This is a genomic window from Kocuria rosea subsp. polaris, from assembly GCF_001483755.1.
In the GTDB taxonomy this organism is placed as follows: Bacteria; Actinomycetota; Actinomycetes; order Actinomycetales; family Micrococcaceae; genus Kocuria; species Kocuria cellulosilytica.
The window spans coordinates 221,215-241,625 of record NZ_LQBK01000022.1; the positions used below are offsets into that span (position 1 = coordinate 221,215).

The following is a 20,411-nucleotide window of genomic DNA, read 5'->3' on the forward strand; positions in this document are numbered from 1 at the left end:
CGCCTCACACTCCTCGGCCGAAGAAGGACACGGCGTTCTGCAGCCGCTCGGCGCTGACCGCGCCGGTCGCCACGGCCAGGGCCCCCCAGGCGCGCAGCTGCCCGCGGTCCCGGCGCAGCGCGGCCCGGGCCCACCGCACGGCCTCCCGGCGGTCGCCGCGGGCGGCGTGGGCGAAGGCCACCTGGCCCGCCATCAGGGCGGTGCCCCGGTCGGAGGTCTCGAACTCGGGGAACTTGCGCAGCATGTAGGTCAGGGCGCCGGCCATGTCCCCCCACTGCTGGCGGAAGAAGGAGGGCCGGTCCCAGCGCACGGTCAGCACGGTCTCGGGCACGGAGTGCACCGGGGCGTGCCGGGCCAGGCGCAGCAGCAGGTCGTAGTCCTCGCCGTAGGAGGAGGGCAGGTCCTCGTCGACGAGGCCCACGGGCCCGTACAGGTCGGCGCGGCGGCAGATCAGCGCGGAGGGGTGGATCTCCATCATCCGGTCGGCCAGCAGCTCCGGGAAGGTGGCCACGGCCTGCGGGACGCGCCGGATGGTGCGCTCGTGGGAGACGATCTCGATCGCGCCGGCGATCGCCGAGGCCTCCGGGTGCCGGTGCCAGTGCGCCACCTGCCGGGCGAGCTTGTGCGGGGCCCACACGTCGTCGTCGTCGCAGAAGGCGATGATCTCCCCGGTGGCGGCGTGGATGCCGGTGTTGCGGGCGCCCACCAGGCCCGGGGAGCGGGTGTTGGGCACGGTGCGCAGCTCCACGCCGGCCGGGACGCGGACGTCCTCGAGCGGGTCCACCTCGATGCGGTCGAAGACGACCACGACCTGGACGGGGCCGGCGTAGTCCTGCTCGACGATCGCGCGGACCGCCTCGCGCAGCATCTGCGGCCGCCCGGCGGTGGCGATCAGGACGGACACGGACGGGTGCTCGGTGCGGAAGCCGGCGGCGGTGGCCGGGGCGGGGGTGAGGACGTCAGCGGACATGGCGGGTGCTCCTGTCGGTCGGGAGGGCGCCGACGGCGTCGGCGTCCGGGGCGGTGTCGGCGGGCCGGGCGGTCAGGCCCAGGTACTTGCGCCGCATCGAGACCGCGCTGATCGCCGCGAGGGCGGCCAGCAGGATCGCGTAGGCGGGCAGGAAGAGCGCGGGGATCCCCCAGAGGAGGAAGATCCAGCAGGTGACCCCCGCGTCGGTGGGCAGGTTGAGGAAGGAGCGCAGCGTCCCGCCCGAGGGCGGCCCGGCGATCCCGCCCTTGCGCCGCAGCTGCTCGGCGAGGATCTGGCTCATGAACTGGCCGACCTCCACGAGCACGAACAGCGCGGCGAGCACCGCCAGGGCCGCGGCCGGGAAGGCCTCCGGCCGCGGGTGCAGCAGGGCGGCGGCGGCCACGGCCAGGTGCAGCGCCGGGGTCCGGATCGAGTCGACCACGTGGTCGAGCCACTCCCCGGCCGGCGAGCCGGTGCCCGTGAGCCGGGCCACCTGCCCGTCGGCGGAGTCCAGGACGTAGCCGGCCGCGAGGAGCACGGCGACGACGACGCCGGTGGCCGGGGCCGGCGGGAGCGCCACGAGCACGGCCAGCCCCGCCGCGGAGAGGACCCCGCTGAGGGCGGTCACCCCGTTGGGGGTCAGCCCGGCCGCGGCCGCCTCGGCCGCGGCGTAGCGGGCCAGCGGGCGGTTGACCCACCGGGTGTAGGCCGGGACCCCCTGGCCGGGCTTCTGCGCGGCGCGCAGCCCGGCCAGGGCCTCCGGGAAGGTGGGCCGGCGCCGCGGGGCGCCGGCGCTGCCGGTGGTGGTGCTCATGCCGCGTCCTTCGGGCGGGGCGCCAGCTCGAGGTCGAAGCTGGCGTCCGGGGTCGCCCGGTAGTCGAGGTGCATGCTGACGGTGACCACGTTGACCCCTGCCTTCAGGGCCGAGGCCGGCACCACGGCGGTGACCGGGTCGGCGAGGGCGGCGGTGGTGCTCCGGGCGCCCAGCGTGTAGCTGGTCCAGTCGAGGGAGCCCTCCGGCATGTTGGATCGGACGATCTCCTTGCCGTTGACCCGCACCACGATCCCGTCGTCGGCCCGGGTGGTGAGCTGCAGGTCCCCGAGCGCCGCCGGGTCTGCCACCGTGAACTCCTTGCGGAACTGGGTGGCCACCGGCCGGCGCCCGTCCGTGGTCAGCTCCGTGGCCACGGGGGTGCCCCAGCCGAACGGTGCCTTCCCCTTCAGCCAGCCCGTGACCGCGCCGGCCTCCTGCCAGTCGGCCTCGGGCGCCGAGTCCTCGTGCCGGTAGGACCACTCGGCCCCGCGGGCGATGACGTCGGGCAGCACCGCGGGCGCCTCGGGCTGCTCGCCCTCGGTGACCACGGCCTTCAGGTCGAAGCTGGCGTCGGTGGTGTTGGTCCAGTTGGAGTGCATCTCGGCGGCGATGACGTTCTTGCCGTCGCGCAGCATCCAGCCGGGGACCTCCACCGTGACGGGCTCGGCCACCGCGGTAGCGGTCCGGCGCGGGGCGGTCGCGTACGTCCCGGAGGACAGCAGCCCGTCCGGCAGGTTGCTGCGGGTCACCTCTTCCCCGTTGACGTAGACGGCGATGCCGTCGTCGGCCCGGGTGGTGAGGGTCAGCTTCTCGATCGTGGAGGCGTCGGCCACCTGCACCGACCGGCGGAAGTAGGTGGTCAGCGGGCGGGTGCCGTCGGCCACCAGCGTGGTCCTCACCTGGTCGCCGCCCCAGCCGAGCACGGCCGAGCCCTGCTTCCAGGAGGCGTCGTCGAAGTCCGTCGACGCCCAGCCGCGGGCCGGCGGGTTGGCGCGGTCGTGGTGGTACCTCCACGTGGCGCCCTCGGCGACGAGCGCGTCCGGATCGGCCGGCTCCTCGGCCGGGGGCTCCTCGGCGGGCGGCTCCTCGACAGGGGGCTCCTCCGCCGGCGGTTCCTCCGCGGGCGGCTCCTCCTCGGCGGGCGGCGCCGGCTGCGTGCCGGCGGTGGCCACGGCGGTGAGGTCGAAGCTGGCGTCAGTGGTGTTCGTCCAGTTGGAGTGCATCTGGGCGGAGATCACGTTCTTGCCGGTCTTCAGCGCCGATCCGGGGACCTCCACCGTGACGGGCTCGGCCACCGCGGTGACGGTCCGGCGCGGGGCCAGGGCCCAGGGGTGGTCCTCGAAGGAGCCGTCGGTGACGTTGGAGCGGACCACTTCCTTGCCGTTGACGAAGACGACCACCCCGTCGTCGGCGCGGGTCGTGAGGGTCAGCTTCGCGACCTTCGTGGCGTCGGCCACGTCCACGGTCCGGCGGAACTGGGTGACGATCGGGCGGGTGCCGTCGGCCACCAGCGTGGTCTTCACCGAGGCGTCGCCCCAGCCGAGCACGGCCGAGCCCTGCTTCCACGCGGAGTCGTCGAAGCCGGTGGACGTCCAGCCCGCACCGGGCGCGACGTCACGGCTGTGGTGGTACTTCCACGTGGCGCCCTCGGCGATCAGGGTGCTGGTGCCGGGCTCGGGCTCCGGCTGCGGCTCGGGGGCCGGCTCCGTGCCCGCCAGCACCACCGGGGTGGAGGCGGAGACGTTGCCCGCGGCGTCCGCCGCGCGCACCGCGTACCGGGCGCCGTCCACGTGCGGGACCTTCAGGCTGGTGCCCGTGGCGGTGCCGACCGGCCGGTCGTTGCGCAGCACCTGGTAGGTCACCCCGGACTCGGGGGCCGCCGTCCAGGTGAGGACGTCGGAGGTCCCGTCGAGACCGACCTTCAGGCCCGTGGGCGCGGCCGGGGCCTTGGCGTCCCGCGGGGCGAAGCGGAGGAAGCCGCCGGACCACTGCGGGGAGCCGGTGGAGGAGATGCTGCGGTTGATGTCGCCGCCGGTCCACAGGACCCCGTTGCTGTCCATCAGCGTGGCCCAGACGCCCCAGCCGCCGAAGCCCTTGATCTCCGGGTTGAAGCCGGGGATGAAGCGTCCGGTGCCGGCGTCCCAGGCGCCGATGGCGTTGATCCGGTCGGCCACCGTGGTCGGCTGGGTCGAGAGCCGGGTCCACTTCGTGGCGCCGGCGTTGAACCAGTTGAAGCAGTGGCACGCCCCGAAGACCGTGCTGTCGGTCGAGGTGATCGCCTGCATGTCGCCACCGGCGGTGGTGATCCCCTGGGAGGTGCGCTGGAAGGTGGAGCGGTCGTAGCCGAACATGGAGTGCTCGGCGCCGCCGGCCCACACGGTGTTCCCCTGCTCGCGCACGGCGAGCTGGAAGGCGAGCTGGCCCGGGTCGGCGTAGTCCACCGGGACGGACGGGTCCCAGGTCCAGGTGTCCAGCGGGGCGCCGGCGGTGGTCCGCACGGACGCCAGCCGGAACGCCGAGGCGTTCTGGGACTGGTTGAAGTAGCCGGCCGCGTAGAGCCGGTCGCCCTTGGCGGAGGCGTCGATGCTGGTCACCGTGCCGTTGAACTCGGGGTTCCAGGAGGAGTCCGGGGTGCGCGTGGAGATCTTCACGCGGGCGCCGGCGCGGGCGTAGACACGGCCCGTCTCCTGACCGCCGCTGAGGTGCGTGAAGGCGCCGCCCAGGTAGAGCCAGTCGCCCTGCACGTCGAGGGTGCGGACCTGCAGCACGCCGTTGGTGAGCAGGTTCTCCACCTTGAGGTTCCAGGCGGTGTCCACCTTGCCGGTCGTGGCGTCGAGCACCACGAAGCCGGGGGAGCTCACGCCGTTGACCGTGCTGAAGCGCCCGCCCACGGCGAGCCGGTTGTTCGGCAGCTCCGCGAGGGACTTGACCTGGCCGTCGAAGACCGGACGGAAGTCGGTGCGCAGCTCACCGGAGTTGACGTCGAAGGCCGCGAGGTAGGACTGGGCCACGCGCCCGGTGCCGGCCGCGCTGCGCTGCATGGCCTTGAAGTTCCCGCCGGTGAAGACCGTGCTCCCGATCTGCTCGAGGGCCTGCACCTCCGTGTTCATCTCCTCGCCCTGGCCGTCGGCGCGCTCCACGGCCCCCCACTTGGTGGGCTCGGCGCCGCTGTTGGGCAGGGCCCGCTGGGCGATCGCGGCGGTCCCGGAGTCCGGGATCGCCTTGCCGCTGAAGGCCTTCTGGTCGACCTTGGGCCGCAGGTACACCTGCGTGAAGGGCATGGCGCCCTTGCCGCCCGCGGCCGGGGACCACAGGTAGGTGGTCGACGTGTTGCTGCCGGCCATCTCGTCGCCGTAGCGGAAGCCGCGCTGCCAGCTGGTCTCGGCGGTGTCCTCGAAGCGCATCCGGGCCGTGCCGGTGGTGCCGATGTCGTTGGTGGTGCCGCTGGTCCCGGAGGCCACGCTCCCGCCGTAGGCGAACGAGTAGGAGGTCACCGGGGTGCGGGAGCCGAAGGCCCAGTTCCAGTACGGCTTGGCGGAGATCTTCATCCGCCCCTCCTGCCAGGTGGTGCCCGCGGCGTCCCGGGCACGGCGCAGCCGGATGCCGTCGTCGAGGGAGTCGGGGCGCTGCCCGTTCAGGAGGTCGTCGACCGTCTCCGAGGACAGCTGCTTGGGCGTGAAGGCCGCGGTGCCCGTGACCGTGGAGGAGACGTCCTTGGGCGTGCCCACGCCCTGGTAGTACTCCTTCCAGTCGTTGCGGCCGCGGCCCACGAGGACCCAGCCGCCGCCGTCGGTCACCTGGTCGCAGTAGAACTGCTCGGGCGCGGTCATCGCCGGGGTCACCAGCCAGTAGACGCCGGAGGCCGACTTCGGGTCCTTCTGCTTGATCTCCCAGCAGGACGCCGCGGCCGAGGCCGCGGTCCTGCCGTCCACCGGGGGCGCCTCGGCGGCGCCCACCGGGGCGAAGGTCAGCAGCGTCGTGGCGACGGCCAGCACGGTGCCGATGCTCAGGCTCGCCCTGGTGCGGGCCGTGCGGGCCCGGCGCCGGGCCCGGTCCGCCCGGGTCGGGGTGTTCGTGTTTCCCATGGTGTGGTTCCTCAACAGGTTCGTGCGGACGGATCAGCAGGTCGGGTCGTCGGGGAAGCCGTGCTGGACGACTTGCCAGGACTCGCCCGGTTGGCGGAAGAGGTCGTAGTTGTGCAGGGCCTTGCGGCCCTTCTGCTTGCCGCTGACGACCACGCCGTCACGGTCCACCACGGTGACCTCGGAGGAGTCCAGGCAGACCGTCACGCGCACGGCCTCGCCGTCGTCCGTGGGCAGCGGGGCGGAGACGGGCTCGCCGACGACGACGGGCGTCCCGCGCTGCTCCCAGCCCTGGTGCTCGAACTCGGCCAGGGACGCGAGGATCTCCTGGAGCGCGGCACCGGTGGCGGACTCCTCGGCCACCGCGACGGCGGCCGGGTCCAGCTCGGCGGGCTCCTGCGCGGCGTCCAGCTCGGCGGCGGACTGCGGCTTGCCGGGGTCCTCCGGGGCCGGCTCGTCCGAGGGGACGAAGGCCTCGTGGGCCTCGAGCGCCGCCTCGATCTGCTCGACCTCCGGCGCGTCGGCGGCCACGGGCTCCGCCGAGGGCAGGTCCTTGGCGCGGACCTCCTGCGGCGTCTCCAGCTCCACCACGGTGTTGGCCTCGAGGGCCTCCGCCGCCGGGTCGTCGCCGGCGCCGCCGGCGCCGCAGCCGGCCAGCAGACCGGCGAGCACGAGCCCGCCGAGCAGCCGGTGCGCGGTACGGACAGTGGGACCTCGAGTGCTCGATGCGCACGACAGGTCAAGGATCATGTCAGCTCCCCCCAGATCTGAACTTCCGGCGCCGATGGCCGGCGCCGCGGTGATCCGCCGCAGGTTGTGGGTCGAGGGACCCCCGCGGCCTCCCGGACGACCCCCCGTCCGGATTCATTGGATCGCATGGAGTCTAACCCCGGTGTTAACGATCGGGAACGAGTTTCGATGTCCCCTTTTCTGACCCTCCTTTTCGGATGCAAACGCAGGTTTCTCCGCAGTAGGGTGAGGCGATCACCGGAATTTCTTCAAGCAAATGGGGAGTCCGGACGCAGCACGGGACGGCCGAGGCTCGGGGGAGCGCGGCGTCCGGCGAACGCAGGGGGACGTTGTGGCGGGGGAGACACCAGTACCGGTACCAGCAGGGGCGCGCCGGCGCCGCAGGGCGCAGCTGCCCGTGCGGCAGTTCGCGCACCTGGACGCGATGCGGGCCGCCGCGGTGATGCTCGTGGTGCTCGCGCACGCCGGCCTGGAGCTGGTGCCGGGCGGCAGCGGGGTGACGATCTTCTTCGTCATCTCCGGGTTCATCATCACGCACCTGGTGCTCAAGGAGCACCGGCGCACCGGCGGCTTCGACATCGCGGGGTTCTACCGCCGGCGGGCCCTCAAGCTGGCCCCGCCGCTGCTCGTGGCCCTGGTGCTGCCCACCGCCGTGTACGCGTGGCTGGTCCGGCCGGTGGGTCTCGGGGACTTCCTGGGGCAGGTCTTCTTCTTCTTCAACTGGCGCTACACGGACTCCCAGGTGGACGTGCTGCCCGGCTCGATCGTGGTGTGGAGCCTGTCCATCGAGGAGCAGTTCTACGTGGCCTTCGCGCTGATCTGGCTGCTGCTGGTGGGTCGGCGCCGGCCGGCCACCGCGCTGGCCGTGCTGGCGGGGATCGCCGCGCTCGCCTCGGCGGGCGCGCGGGTGGCCCTGCACCTGGGCGGGGCCAGCGCGGACCGGATCTACTTCGGCACCGACACCCGGCTCGAGGCCATCGCGATCGGCGTGCTCGCCGCGATCTGGTACGCCCGCGCCACCCGGGAGGGCGCGGCCGGGGCCCCGGCGTGGTGGGGCCGGGACCGGGTCCTGGTGCTGGCCGTGCTGCTCTACCTCGGCTCGCTGCTGATCCGGGACGAGCTCTTCCGCGAGACCGTCCGCTACACGGCGCAGGCGGTCGCGGCCTGCCTGGTGGTGCTCTGGGGCCTGCACGGGCCCACCGGCCGGCTCGGCACCCGGGTGCTGGCGGGGATGCGGTGGACGCCGATCCAGCTCCTGGGGCTGGCCAGCTACAGCATCTACCTGCTCCACCTGGGGGCCGGGCACGCGCTGACGGCGGTGTTCGGCGAGCTGCCGGGTCCCGCCGGGGTGGCCCTGCGCGTGCTGGTGGGCACGGCCGCCGGCATCGCCTGCTGGTGGTTCGTCGAGGAGCCCGTGGCCCGCTGGCACCACCGCCGCCGCACCGGCCGGCGCGCTGCGCCGGCGGCCGCCCCGGTCCCGCCGGAGCCGTCCGGAGAGCAGGCCGCCGTGCCCTCGGGTGGGCACGCCGCCGGGCGGACGGCCGAGCCGGCGGCCGGGCAGGCAAGCGGGCAGCCGGTCGGGCAGCCGTCCGGCTGAGCCCGCACCCGCCCGTCCGCACGCGACCTGCCGTTCGCGGGCGGACGGGCCCACAGATTTCCGCCGCGCGCCTCCGGGGCCGCGGCGAGCAGACCGAGAAGGACTCCCGGCGTCGTCCGGGCGGTCCACCGGGCCGGGGCACAGGAGGCCCCGGCAGGATCCCGAGGGGGGAATGACTGACATGAGCACCGACAAGCACGCACCGCGCGTGGGCTACGCGGCCGGGGCGTTCGACCTGTTCCACGTGGGGCACCTGAACATCCTGCGCCAGGCGAAGCAGCACTGCGACCACCTGATCGCCGGGGTCGTCTCGGACGACCTGATCGAGATCACCAAGGGCCACCGGCCGGTGGTCTCCCTGCGCGAGCGGATGGAGATCGTCGAGCACATCCGCTACGTGGACCAGGTCCACGCCGAGGTGCTGCTGGACAAGCTGGACACCTGGGAGCAGCTGCGCTTCGACGTGTTCTTCAAGGGTGACGACTGGCGCGGCACCCCGAAGGGGGAGCGGCTCGAGCGGGAGTTCGCGGCGGTGGGCGTGGAGGTCGTGTACTTCCCGTACACGGTGCACACGTCCTCCACGAAGCTGCGGGCCGCCCTCGAGGTGCTCTCGCTCCCGGTGGGCTGAGACTCAGCGCGGGGACTCCGGGGGGAGCTCCCGCCCGGAGTCCCCGCCGGACCACGGCGGCCGCGGGCGCCCCTGCGGCGATGCCGGCGAGGAGCCCTGCGCGCGAGGTCCCTGGGGCGACCCCGGGCCCTGCGGGGACTCCCGCGGGGCGTGCCGCTGGATCGGCTGCCCCGGGGGCGGGCCCATCTGCGGCGGCCCCGCCGGGGAGCCGTACCCGGGACCCGCAGGCCCCGAGTCGGCCTGCCCCGATCCCACGGGCCCTGATCCCGCAGGTCCCGAGCCCGCCGGCCAGGACCCGCCGTACCGCGGGTCGCCGGACGGCGCGCCGGGGTGCCCGCGGCCCCGGTCCGCGCTCCGGCGTGCCCGGCCGCGGCGGGCGGCGTCCCAGGCCCACACCACCAGGGCGCCCACGCCGAACAGCGCCACGAGCAGGGCGACGACGGGACCCAGGAAGGGCACGGCCCGCAGCAGCACGTAGATCAGCAGGCCGAGCGCCAGGGCGAGCACGCGCTTGCCGAAGCGCGCCGGGGCGCGGTCCCGCAGCAGCAGGGCCCCCGTGGTGTACGCGACCACGACCGGTGCCAGCAGGGCCAGGGCGAGCACCAGGCCCAGGACCAGCACGAGGTCGAGGACCACGCCCGCGGCCACGACCGCGGCGGCCAGCCCGGCCAGGGTCAGCCAGCCCAGGGCGATGGCCAGCAGGACCGCCACGGCGAGCACCGCGAGCACGGCGACGGCCGTGCCGACGACCGCCAGCGCACCCCACCCGAGACTCACCCAGGGCCGGGCCCGGAGCGTGCCCGCCGCCCCGGTCGTGACCCGGGGCATCAGCCGCAGCGCGAGCAGACCGACCAGGAACAGCGTGACGAACAGGCGCAGGCCGTCGATCAGCAGCGCGAGCGGGCCGGCCGGTCCGACGGCCTCCTCCTCGACCACCACCGGGTCGTAGACGACCTCGCCGGCGATCTCGGCGCCCGGGGCGATCGCGGCCTCCGTCCCGGACCGGTAGGACAGGTCCCCGCCCAGGCGCGCGGCGTCGGTCAGGGTCAGGCCCGGGTCCACCCGAGGCACGGCGACACCGGTCGTGGGCGCCCACGCGGCCCCGGCCTCGTCGGCGGCGCCCACGTCCGCCTGCACGTCCCCGCCGATCGCGCCGGCCAGGGTCAGGGCGGCGGCCCCGGCGGTCACGTCGCCGTCGACGGTGCCGGCCAGCAGGGCCTGGTAGGCGCCGAGGAGCACGTCCCCGCCGATCTCGGCGCCGGGACGCGTCTCGAGGCTGAAGCCGGCCGTGACCAGGTCGTCGGCTACTCGGGCCTGCTCGCCGAGGAGGAGCACCTGGCTCGCCACGCGGGCGTCGTCGCCCACGGTGCCCTCGATCACCACGGTCTGGGCCGCGGCCATCAGGTCCCCCTCGACCGTGCCGTTGACGGTCACCGTCCCAGCGGCGACCAGGAGGTCGCCGCGCACCGTGCCGTCGACCACCACGTCCCCGCCGGTCACGTACAGGTCGTCGTCCACGACCTCGTCGGCCGGCACCACCACGTTCTCCTCACCGCGGATCTCGGCCGCACCGGCGGGGGCGGCGAGCAGGAAGCCCGCGAGCGCGACGGCCAGCAGGCTCAGCAGGGCCAGGAGAGTCGGCAGGCGGCGGCGGAACGGGACGGGCGAGGTGCGGGGCACCGGCAGGGTCTCCATGTCCTCGAGTCCACGCCCGGGCCGGGACGGAGTCAAGGAACCGGCCAGTGTGACGGCACCCCGCCATGTACCCGCGCGTAGGTGAAGAGGTGGTCACGGTTGCGGAGCGTTCCTGGTGGGGGTGCGGCACCGGTCCTAGCCTGAGGGCGGCGCGCGGCGGGCGCGCGGCGGGATCCGACCGGGGGTGGGTCATGACAAGAAGACTCGGAGCAGGCGTGGTCACGGCAGTCGTGGTGCTGGCGGGGCCGCTGCCCGCGGCGCTCGCGCACGGGGACGACCCGCCGGCGGGGCCGCGCGTGGTCGCGGACGGACTGGACAACCCGCGCCAGCTCAACCGGGACCAGGACGGTGCCCTCGTGGTGGCCGAGGCGGGCCGCGGCGGCACGGAGTGCGTCGGGGCCCGGTGCGCGGGGCCGAGCGGTGCCGTCACCCTGATCGAGAACCCGGGACGGGACACGCCCACGGTGTCGACGGTCGTGGAGGGGCTGCTGTCCGTGGCGGGCCCGGACGGGACCTTCGCGGAGGCGCCCGCCGGAGCGGACGCCACGGACGTGGCGGGGCAGTACATCATGACGGGCTACGACCCCGAGCGTCTCGACCTCTCGGTGTTCGAGGCCCGCGGCGGGGCGATGTTCGTGGCCGGCACCAAGGAGAACGGGGAGACGTACCTGGTCTCCTACGCCGACCTGCAGGCGGCCGAGGAGGAGCTCAACCCGGACGGCGCGCAGGTCGACTCGAACCCGTACGCGATCCTCTACGTGGACGGGGACGACGAGGTGTCCCCGGACGGCTATGCGCTCGTGGCCGACGCCGGGGCCAACACCGTGTGGAAGGTCGAGCCGGACTTCGCCACCGCCACGGAGGACTCGCTGCCGGCGTACGAGATCACCGCGTGGGCCACGTGGCCGACCACCGCGCTGCCGGACGGGACGGACGACCCCGAGGGCCCGGCCGAGTTCGTGCCGACGTCCCTGACCGCGGACCGGCACGGCAACGTCTACGTGGGCGGTCTGGGGTCGGTCCGGCCGGGTGAGGCCTCGGTCGTGCAGTTCTCCGCGGACGGCACCGAGCTGCAGCGCTGGGACGGCTTCACCGCGGTGACCGGCGTGGCCGTGGACCGCGGCCATCTGTACGTCTCGCAGCTGTTCGGGCCGACCCCGCCGATGCCTCCGGGGGAGACCCCGGCGGACGAGGCGCCGTCCACCCCGGGGAAGGTGCCCGGCCAGGTGGTGGTGCTGCACCGGCACCACGAGGACGCCGCGCGGTACGCGATCGACGTCCCGCTCCCGGCGGGCCTGGCGACCGGCCGGCACGGCGAGGTCTACGCCTCGGTGAACAGCGTGGCCACCGCCGAGGGCATCGCGGCGGGACCGCAGAACCCGTTCGGCGCCGTGGGCGGCGGAGCGGTCTGGGAGCTGGACTTCTCCGAGGCCTACCGTCTGGAGGACGCCGAGGAGTAGGACGAGGAGTAGGACAGGACGGAACGACGACGACGGCGGGCGGTGGCGGGTCCAGCCACCGCTCGCCGGCGCCTGGCGCGACTCCCCGCGCACGTGCCGCACGATCCGTTCCGGGCCCGATGACGGCGCCGGAGGACCGGGCTATTCGGCGTGCACGGAGCTCGCGCCGAGCACCTCGCCGGAGGCGTCGAGGGCCTCCACCGCGACGTACGGTGCTGCGGGCGGTGCCGGGATCCGGGTCTCGAAGCCGTCCTTGTCCACGACCGCGTGCTCTGTGGCGCCGGCCTCGTCGGCACCGGCCAGGAGCCGCCACTGCGCGACCTCCGTCGCGCCGTTCCAGCTGACGTAGGCGCTGTCGCCGTCGACGACGAGAGCGGGTGGTTCGGTCGGGGTCCCCGTCCACTGCGCGGCGTAGGCCCGGTAGCTGTCGAAGGGTGCCGTGGCGGCGTCGTAGACGACCTCACCGTCCGGGGTGTATTCGGTGTAGTAGTGCTCCCACCCCCAGCCGACGAGCAGGTTGCCGTTGTCGAGCCGGGACGCATTGGCCATGTAGTCGGACAGCCGCGGCTCGGGCGGGTCGAGCTGCCGTGCGATGCCGGCCGTCCCGGCGTCCTCGTCGAGCTCGAGCCACAGCACCCGCGAGTTCTCGCGGTAGGCGGGTGTGGCCGCGTTGTCGAAGAGCCGGATGGTGCCGTCCTCGGCGCGCTGGGCGTCGTGCTGCCAGGAGAAGTAGGCCTCCTCGGACAGCTCGAAGTCGCTGTCTGCGCCGCCGAGGGTCCAGTTCACGTCGCCGGTCCCGACGTCGATGCTGTAGACGGCGTGGGTGTTGCGGCCCGAGACCAGCAGCGATCCGTCGTCGTCGATCTGCGCCGAGTTGATGTGGAAGTAGTCGAGCGGGTTCTCCTCGGTGCCCAGGGCCTCGCCCCAGTCCTGATCCGTGACGGCGACGTGGCGCGTGGCCGAGACCGGGACGTGGTCCAGGGCACTCCACTCGAACAGCACGTCACCGCTGGCGATGTCGACCTCCTGCACCACCCCGTCCAGGACCCATCCGTCCGTGGGTCCCCCGATGCCGCTGAGATCGGCCCGGGTGGGAACGTAGGCCACCCACAGCATGGTGCCCCGATCGGTGATGCGATATTCGTGGAAGTCGGGCCCTTCCACGGCCAGACCGCCGGCGGCGGACATCCGGCGGACCTCCTGATAGGACGAGTCGACCATCACCACCTCGCCGTACCCGTGGCCGCCCTGGTCGCTGCCCTCCCACCAGGTCAGCACCGGCTCGCCGTCGTAGGTCTGCACCAGGGCGTTGTGGACGTAGTCGTTGGCGTCGTCCAGGGCATCGAAGCTCTGCAGCCACAGCGGATCGCCGTTGCCGTCCAGGACGGCATTGGCGATGGACTGCTCCTCGGCTTCCGTGTTCCTCGGGGACAGCACGATCACGCCCTCGTAGGCTTCCTCGGCAGCCGGTCCCGGGGTGATGTCGGCGCCGAACTGCTCCAGGTCCGGCCTGGTCCGGTAGGCGTCGTGGTCGCCTTCGAAGACGGGCGACTGCGCGATGGGCGCGTCGTCGGTCGGCGACGCCTCGGCGCTGTCGACTGCCTGACCGGTGGAGTCGCTGGGGACGGAACACCCGCTCAGCACCAGGAAGGCCGCAGCGGTTGAACCCAGCAGCAGAGGGCGACGTCGTCGTGGAGAGGGGGTCATGTGGTCCAGCCTACGTTCGTGCTGGTCAGAGCGGGTTTGCCACACCGAGTCCTCGTTCGTGGTGAGCAGGATCCGGTCATCAGCCGATGGCCGCGAGGAACCCCTCCGCGACCTCCAGGCGCCGCCGGGCCCGGTGCGGCGGGCCGCCCGAGCGGCGGGCGCCCGCCACCAGGGACAGGGCCACCCCGGCGCAGCGCACCCGCAGCGCGGCGGGGTCCACGACCTCGTCGAAGCCGGCGAGCAGGCGCTCCGCGAGGGCCGGTGCGTGCGTGTAGCGGTCATGCACTGTCGGCAGGACCGCCAGGTGGGCGACCAGGCAGGCGAGGTCGTCCACGCGGTGGCCGGGGCCCACAGCGTCGACGTCCAGCAGCCCCGTCAGCGGACCGAACGGTCCGCAGGCGTCCGGGCCCACGAGCAGGTTGGCCTCGTAGAGGTCCCCGTGCGCGGGCACGGTGGGACCGGGGTCCGTGTCCCGGCGGGCGCGGTCGATCGCCGCGGCGAGTCCCTCGATCCGCGCGCGCTCCTCGGGCAGGGCCACGGCGGCCGCGTGCCCGTAGGCCAGGATCCGGTCCGTCCAGGACGGGCGGGAGGGCAGCTCGAGGGCGGCGGTGGGCAGGGCGTCGAGCAGCGCGAGCACGTGCTCGGGGCCCAACGCGGCGGCGCCGTCCGCCCGCACGGACGCGGCCAGCGGCGCGCCGGGCAGCTGCCGGAGCACCACGACGTCCTGGACCGGCTCGCCCTCGGGCGCGGGCACGGGCAGTCCCGCCTCGAGGAGCATCCGGTGCCGGGCGTGCAGGACCGCGGCCCTGCCCTGCCGCAGCACCTTGAGATAGCGCACCTGCGACTCGTGGCAGACCCGCAGCACCGCCCGGCGGGTGGGCCGGTAGGAGACCTCCGTGAGCTCGGCGGGCACGGCGGAGGCGAACACCTCCCGGCCCACGGCCTCGGGCGAGGACGCCCAGGGCAGGCCGGGCAGCCACGGGTCGTGCGGGTGCCGCCACGCGACGAGCTCCACGCCGGCGTGCCGGCTGCGCACCGTTCCCGGTGGTGTGCCGGCGGGCGGGGAGGCGGTGCTCACGCAGACCACCTCGGCGGTGTGCTGCTCGCCGTCCAGGGCCACGACGTCGAAGACCGCGGTGACCCCGGCGCCGGGGCGGTGGTGGACCCGCCGCCGGGTCCACCGGAGCACGGACAGCCCGGCCGGGGCCAGCGCGCGCTCCAGGACCGGTCCCATCCCGGAGCCCGACAGCAGGGCCAGGGCGCGGGACTCCGGGTGGGGCGCGGGCGGGCGGTCGCGGCCGGGAGGCTCGTGGTGGCTCAGGGGACGATCCAGCCGTCCTCCACCGTGAAGGTGATGGTGGTGGCCGTCAGCGGACCCGGCTGGTCGCTGGTGGTCGCCTGGAGCGAGTAGTTCCCGTCCGCCAGCTCGCGCACCACGGTCACCGGCCGGTGGTCGGTGTTGAGCCGGACCGGGACGCCGTCCCGGGCCAGCGTCCAGTAGACCTCGTCGACCGTCGCCGCCGGCACGGCGATCCGCACCCCGGCGCGGCCGGCCTGCCACAGCGCGACCTCCTGTCCGCGAGGATAGGAGGGCGTCATGACCTCGACGAGCCGGCCGTCCTCCACGACCGCTGTCGCCTCGCCGATGCCCAGGATGGCGAGCCGGCTGTAGTCGGTGTCCAGGTAGCGGATCTCGTAGGTGCCGTCGCCCTCGAGGGGGATCACGGCCCGGCTCCCGTCGGTGACGGCCATGGCGCTCCCGCCTCCCGGCAGGCTGTGGCTGACCTCCTGCTTCGAGGCCTCGCTCAGAGTCGCGGGGTGGGTCACCACCAGCGACCCGTCGGCCGCCTGGGTGACCTCCAGGGGCAGATCCACCGCCTCGACGACCTGCACCCCCTGTTCCTGCCCGTCCTGCGCTGGGGCGGGAACGGTGGGCGCCGGCCGGGGCGTGGACTCCGCGGGGTGCGGTGTTGCCGCGATGGCCGGTCCGCCGGTGAGCGTGACGGCAAGGGCGACGGCACTCAGGGTGCCCAGGGCGGTGCGGGTGCTGCGGGTCATGGGAACCTCCTGTTCGGGCCCGGCTGCGGGGGGCCGTCCGGTACTGGTCGTTCCACGCTAGGCACGCGGTTTGCGGACGTGACCTCACGTTTGCATCACGATCGATTCCGCCCGGGCACCGGCCCCCGTCCCCGTATCCGCCCTCGGCCACGGTGCCCCGGCGAGGTTTCCGGACCGGGTCCCCGACACGAGGCTCGGACTGGGTCATCCGACCGGGTCCCGCACCTGAGGCTCAGGCCAGGTCCTCGGACAGCTCGAGCCAGCGCAGCTCGAGCTCCTCGATCTCGTCCTGGACCGCGTTCAGCCGGGCGGTGATCCTGCCCAGGCCGGTGTAGTCGGACTGGTCGTGCGCCGCCATCTCCGCGTGCAGGGCGTCGACCTGGGCGGCGAGCTTCTCCAGCTTCCGCTCGATCGAGCCCACCTCCTTCTGCGCGGCCCGGGCCTGGGCACCGGAGAGCTTGGGCGCGCCCTGCGCCGTCGTCGTCCCGTTCGGGGACGCCGTCCCCGTGGCCGCCAGCGGGTTCGAAGCGCTCGCGGAGCCGGCGGCCGTGCCGGTGCGGGACTGGGAGGCCAGCTCCAGGTACTGCTCCACGCCGCGGGGCAGGTGCCGGAAGCGGCCGTCGATCACGGCGTACTGCTGGTCGGTGACCCGCTCCAGCAGGTAGCGGTCGTGCGAGACCACCAGGAGGGTGCCCGGCCAGGTGTCGAGCAGGTCCTCCATGGCGGCGAGCATGTCGGTGTCGAGGTCGTTGGACGGCTCGTCGAGGATCAGCACGTTCGGCTCGTCGAGCAGGATCATCAGCAGCTGCAGGCGCCGCTTCTGCCCGCCGGAGAGGTCCTTGACCGGGGTGGCGAGCTGCTCGTTGGTGAAGCCGAGCCGCTCCAGCAGCTGGCCCGGCGTCATCTCCTTGCCGTCCGCCAGGTAGGTGGAGCGCTTCGAGGCGACCACGTCCGAGACCCGGTCCTCGGCCACGTCCTCCAGCTCGGACAGCTGCTGGGTCAGGGTCGCGATCTTCACGGTCTTCCCGCGCTTGACCCGCCCGCTCGTGGGCTGCACCTCGCCGGTGACCAGGCCCAGCAGCGTGGACTTGCCCGCGCCGTTGACGCCCAGGATGCCGGTGCGCTCCCCGGGGGCGATCAGCCACGTGACGTCCCGGAGCACCTCCCGGGGCCCGTTGTCCTCGGTGGGGTAGGAGACGGAGACCTTCTCGAGGTCCACCACGTCCTTGCCCAGTCGGGAGACCGCCAGCTGGGACAGCGCCACGGTGTCGCGCGGCGGCGGGACGTCGTTAATCAGCTGGTTCGCGGCCTCGATGCGGAACTTGGGCTTGGCCGTGCGGGCGGGCGCGCCGCGGCGCAGCCACGCCAGCTCCTTCTTCATGAGGTTCTGCCGCTTGGACTCCACGGTGGCGGCCTGCCGGTCCCGCTCCACGCGCTGCAGGACGTACGCCGCGTAGCCGCCCTCGAAGGGCTCCACCATGCGGTCGTGCACCTCCCAGGTGTCGGTGCACACGGCGTCCAGGAACCAGCGGTCGTGGGTGACCACGGCCAGGCCGCCCTGGTTCTTCGGCCAGCGGTTGCCGAGGTGGCGGGCCAGCCAGGTGATGCCGTCCACGTCCAGGTGGTTGGTGGGCTCGTCCAGGAAGATGACGTCCCAGTCCCCGGCCAGCAGCGCCGCGAGCGCCACGCGGCGCTTCTGCCCACCGGAGAGCTCGCCCAGCTTCGCGTCCCAGTCGAGGTCCTTGACCAGCCCCGAGATCACGTCCCGCACCTTCGCGTCCCCGGCCCACTCGTGCTCCTCGCGGTCGCCGACGACGGCGTGCCCCACGGTCAGCTCCGGGTCCAGGACGTCGGCCTGGTCGAGCATGCCGACGCGCACGCCCGAGCGCACGGTCACGCGGCCCCCGTCCGGCTTCAGCCGCCCGGCGAGCAGCTTCATGAGCGTGGACTTGCCGTCGCCGTTGCGGCCCACGATGCCGATCCGGTCGCCCTCGTCGATGCCGAGACTGACGGCGTCGAAGACCGTCTTGGTGGGGAATTCCAGGTGCAGGTTCTCGCCGCCGAGTAGATGTGCCACCCGTCAAGGGTACTCGCGTGCCCGCCCGCCCCCACCCGCTGCCCCGAGCCCCCAAGCTTCTGCCCGCTGGTGCGCCGAGCCCCCAGCTCTCTGGGCCCCCTGGCGCCGAGCCCCCAACTTCCTGGGCCGCTTGGCGCCGACTCCCCAGTATCTCGAGCCCCCCCCTGGTGCCGAGTCCCCAACTCTCTGGGCCCACTGGCGCCGAGCCCCCAGACCGGTCGCATTCCCCCAGGAAGAATCGTGGGGAAATGCGACGTGCTTGGGGACTCGGCGGAGCGGGAAGGCCGGGGCATCGAAGCGATTCACTATCCGGCGATGCATCCCCGGGTGTAGTCGAATCCTCATGCTGGGGGTGGACGCTTCGTGAATGCATGACTCCGCATGCTGTAGATGGCGTCACGAGGCGCCGCAGGCGAAGACCAGCAATTGCGGAGGCACCATCATGGCAACAACACAGCGTCCCGATGCATCTCGTTCCTGTCCCGACGGCAGGGGAGGCCGCACTTCACCGCGCAAGCGGCTCGCCGGAGTCGTGGCGGCCGGTGTCCTGGCCGGCTCCACGCTCTTCATGGGGTTCACGCCGGCCCAGGCCGTGAGCACCGGCGTGGCGGTGGAGGGCAGCGTCCTGAAGATCGCGGCCAGTCCGGGAAAGAACAACAACATCACCGTGGCTCCCTACGTCAAGGGCGGCAAGGCCTACTACAGGGTCACGGACACCGGTGACTCCGTGGTCGCCGGCAACCAGTGCGTCAGGCTGAGCACCACCACCATCCGGTGTGCCGCGGCGGGCGTCTCGTCCGTCCGGGTGGACACCGGGGGCGGCAACGACAGGGTGAACCTGACGTCCGTGACCAAGTCGTCGCGCGTCGATACCGGGACGGGCAACGACGTGGTCTACGGCGGGACCGCCAGGGACATCGTCTACGGGCAGAGCGGCAACGACTACCTGTTCGGACAGGCCGGCAACGACTACCTGTTCGGCGGATCGGGCAATGACTACGTGTCCGGCGGATCGGGCATCGACTTCATGCGTGGTCAGGACGGCGACGACAGGCTCTACGGCAGTGCGGGGGACGACACCCTGTATGGCGACGCTGGAAACGACAAGCTCTACGGGCAGGCGGGCGACGACACCCTGCGTGGTCAGGACGGCGACGACACCCTCTACGGCAGCACCGAGGACGACACCCTGTACGGCGACGCTGGAAACGACAAGCTCTACGGGGAGAAGGGGAATGACAAGCACTACGGCGGTACCGGCAACGACTACCTGGACGGTGTGGACGGTGTGGCCTTCAACGACTATCTGAACGGCGAGCAGGGCGTGGACAAGTGCCAGGCCGACGGCGGTGACACCGTGCTCAACTGCGAGTCGGTCAGGAGGATGAAGGCTCTCTGATCAGCGGTATGACGGTTGCAGTGCAACGGTGGCGGTGGCGCTCACGCACTGGTGAGGCGCCGCCGCCACCGCCAGCACGTCCACCGAGCCCCCACCCGTTGGGTGCATGACCCGCCGAGTCCCCAGTCATGTCGCACATCCCCAGGAATATCCGTGGGGAAACGCGACGGGACTGGGGGCTCGGCGCGTCGGAGCCCAGTGAGGTGGGGGTTCGGCGGCGAGGGAGCGCCAGGAAGCGGGGCTCGACGTGTCGGAGTGCCGGGAACTGGGGGCTCGGCGGCGGGGACGGCCGGTGTGCGAACAGAAATTTCTAAGCGGCGGCACAAGCACGGGTGAGAGCATGGGGCCATGGAGCAGAACCCGACGGAGCGATCCTCCTCGACCCCCAGCACGCGACCCCTGGGCACCAGGCTGAACGGCATCACGGACCTGGAGACCGCCGTCCGCGCCGTCACGGAGCACCCCGGGCCGGTGGAGATCCCGGCCGGGCCCGGCCAGCTGGTCGGCCGCCACCTCGGCTCGGTGCCGCAGCGCCAGGTGGGGGAGGCCCTGCGCGGCGCGGGGGCCGATCCGCTGATGATCCGGGCGGACATCTCGATCGACCAGGACATCCCGGACGAGGGCGTCATCGCGGTGCTCGACGACCACCTCTCGCTGGCCGCCGGCGTGGGTGCTGCGTACCTCGTGGTGCCGCGGGCCGGCGTCGGCGGGCGGGGCCGCAGCGAGGACCGGATCTACTCGATGCTCGCCGCGCTCGCGGAGGCCGCCTCGGCCCACCAGGTGCACCTGCTGCTCGAGACGGAGGGCGCCACCGCGGACGAGGTGGAGCTGGTCCAGTTCCTGGAGCGGGCCCGTGCGGCGGGAACCCTGGACGTGGACCCGCACTACCTGGCGTCCGTGGCCTGGAACGTGGCCGCGTCCTCGGAGGCGGGGGAGGGCCCCGCTGCCGCGTTCGAGCGGATGCGGCCCCTGCTGGACCTCGCCCCGCTGATCATCTCGGGGGTGGACGAGGACACGGTCGAGGACCTGTTCGCCGCCGTCCCGGAGCTGCGGGAGGCCGCCGCCCAGGCCCGGATCATCGTGGTCCTGGGACGCCCGGGAGCGGCCGGGGCCTGATGCCCGAGTGGTAGGGTGACTGCCTGTGCACTGCGTGCACCACTGCCGTTCCACGGCG

General features: G+C 73.4%; 14 protein-coding genes. 5 read left to right on the forward strand and 9 right to left on the reverse strand.

All coding sequences use genetic code 11. The features are described 5' to 3' along the window. Positions 1 to 4 precede the first annotated feature (4 nt). From AVL61_RS11310 to AVL61_RS11325, 4 genes are read right to left on the reverse strand one after another with little or no spacing between them, the layout of a single operon-like run. Positions 5 to 970, reverse strand: coding sequence for a glycosyltransferase family 2 protein (locus AVL61_RS11310; RefSeq protein WP_058874426.1), 966 nt, complete (start codon positions 968 to 970; stop codon positions 5 to 7). Continuing rightward, positions 960 to 1,784 (reverse strand): CDP-alcohol phosphatidyltransferase family protein, encoded by an 825-nt coding sequence (locus tag AVL61_RS11315; RefSeq protein ID WP_058874427.1) that lies wholly within the window; start codon positions 1,782 to 1,784, stop codon positions 960 to 962. The genes AVL61_RS11310 and AVL61_RS11315 overlap by 11 nt, the downstream gene beginning before the upstream one ends. Then, positions 1,781 to 5,869 (reverse strand): fibrinogen-like YCDxxxxGGGW domain-containing protein, encoded by a 4,089-nt coding sequence (locus AVL61_RS17890; protein ID WP_058874428.1) that lies wholly within the window; start codon positions 5,867 to 5,869, stop codon positions 1,781 to 1,783. Before AVL61_RS17890 ends, AVL61_RS11315 begins: the two co-directional genes overlap by 4 nt. A 33-nt stretch (positions 5,870 to 5,902) precedes the next feature. Continuing rightward, positions 5,903 to 6,616: a hypothetical protein gene (locus AVL61_RS11325; protein WP_157571389.1), complete on the reverse strand. Its 714-nt coding sequence runs from the start codon at positions 6,614 to 6,616 to the stop codon at positions 5,903 to 5,905. A gap of 397 nt (positions 6,617 to 7,013) precedes the next feature. Here AVL61_RS11325 and AVL61_RS11330 point away from each other — a divergent pair, with 397 nt between their 5' ends. Beyond that, positions 7,014 to 8,213 (forward strand): acyltransferase family protein, encoded by a 1,200-nt coding sequence (locus AVL61_RS11330; protein WP_058874430.1) that lies wholly within the window; start codon positions 7,014 to 7,016, stop codon positions 8,211 to 8,213. Positions 8,214 to 8,394: 181 nt separating this feature from the next. After that, positions 8,395 to 8,841 (forward strand): FAD synthase family protein, encoded by a 447-nt coding sequence (locus AVL61_RS11335; protein WP_058874431.1) that lies wholly within the window; start codon positions 8,395 to 8,397, stop codon positions 8,839 to 8,841. Positions 8,842 to 8,844: 3 nt separating this feature from the next. Here AVL61_RS11335 and AVL61_RS11340 read toward each other — a convergent pair whose 3' ends face one another. Further along, entirely contained in the window at positions 8,845 to 10,536 is a 1,692-nt protein-coding gene (locus tag AVL61_RS11340; protein WP_058874432.1) for a polymer-forming cytoskeletal protein, read from the reverse strand. A 215-nt stretch (positions 10,537 to 10,751) separates the two neighbouring features. Here AVL61_RS11340 and AVL61_RS11345 point away from each other — a divergent pair, with 215 nt between their 5' ends. Further along, positions 10,752 to 11,996, forward strand: a complete 1,245-nt coding sequence (locus AVL61_RS11345; RefSeq protein WP_058874433.1) for a ScyD/ScyE family protein — start codon at positions 10,752 to 10,754, stop codon at positions 11,994 to 11,996. A gap of 141 nt (positions 11,997 to 12,137) precedes the next feature. Here the strand turns inward: AVL61_RS11345 and AVL61_RS11350 are convergent, their stop codons facing one another. From AVL61_RS11350 to AVL61_RS11365, 4 genes are all read right to left on the reverse strand, one after another. Next, complete coding sequence (locus AVL61_RS11350) at positions 12,138 to 13,703, reverse strand: arylsulfotransferase family protein (protein ID WP_082697097.1); 1,566 nt, start codon at positions 13,701 to 13,703, stop codon at positions 12,138 to 12,140. Positions 13,704 to 13,782: 79 nt separating this feature from the next. Further along, on the reverse strand, positions 13,783 to 14,937 hold the full coding sequence (locus tag AVL61_RS11355) for an aminoglycoside phosphotransferase/kinase family protein (RefSeq protein WP_058874435.1): 1,155 nt from the start codon (positions 14,935 to 14,937) through the stop codon (positions 13,783 to 13,785). 83 nt (positions 14,938 to 15,020) lie between these two features. Further along, a complete protein-coding gene (locus AVL61_RS11360) occupies positions 15,021 to 15,761 on the reverse strand; it encodes a hypothetical protein (RefSeq protein ID WP_058874436.1) in 741 nt (246 codons plus the stop codon). Positions 15,762 to 15,993: 232 nt separating this feature from the next. After that, positions 15,994 to 17,838 (reverse strand): ABC-F family ATP-binding cassette domain-containing protein, encoded by a 1,845-nt coding sequence (locus AVL61_RS11365; protein WP_058874437.1) that lies wholly within the window; start codon positions 17,836 to 17,838, stop codon positions 15,994 to 15,996. A 442-nt stretch (positions 17,839 to 18,280) separates the two neighbouring features. On the opposite strand from AVL61_RS11365, the gene AVL61_RS11370 reads away from it, so the two are divergent. Next, positions 18,281 to 19,237: a calcium-binding protein gene (locus tag AVL61_RS11370; RefSeq protein ID WP_197412686.1), complete on the forward strand. Its 957-nt coding sequence runs from the start codon at positions 18,281 to 18,283 to the stop codon at positions 19,235 to 19,237. 348 nt (positions 19,238 to 19,585) lie between these two features. Next, positions 19,586 to 20,353, forward strand: coding sequence for a hypothetical protein (locus AVL61_RS11375; protein ID WP_058874439.1), 768 nt, complete (start codon positions 19,586 to 19,588; stop codon positions 20,351 to 20,353). Positions 20,354 to 20,411 lie beyond the last annotated feature (58 nt).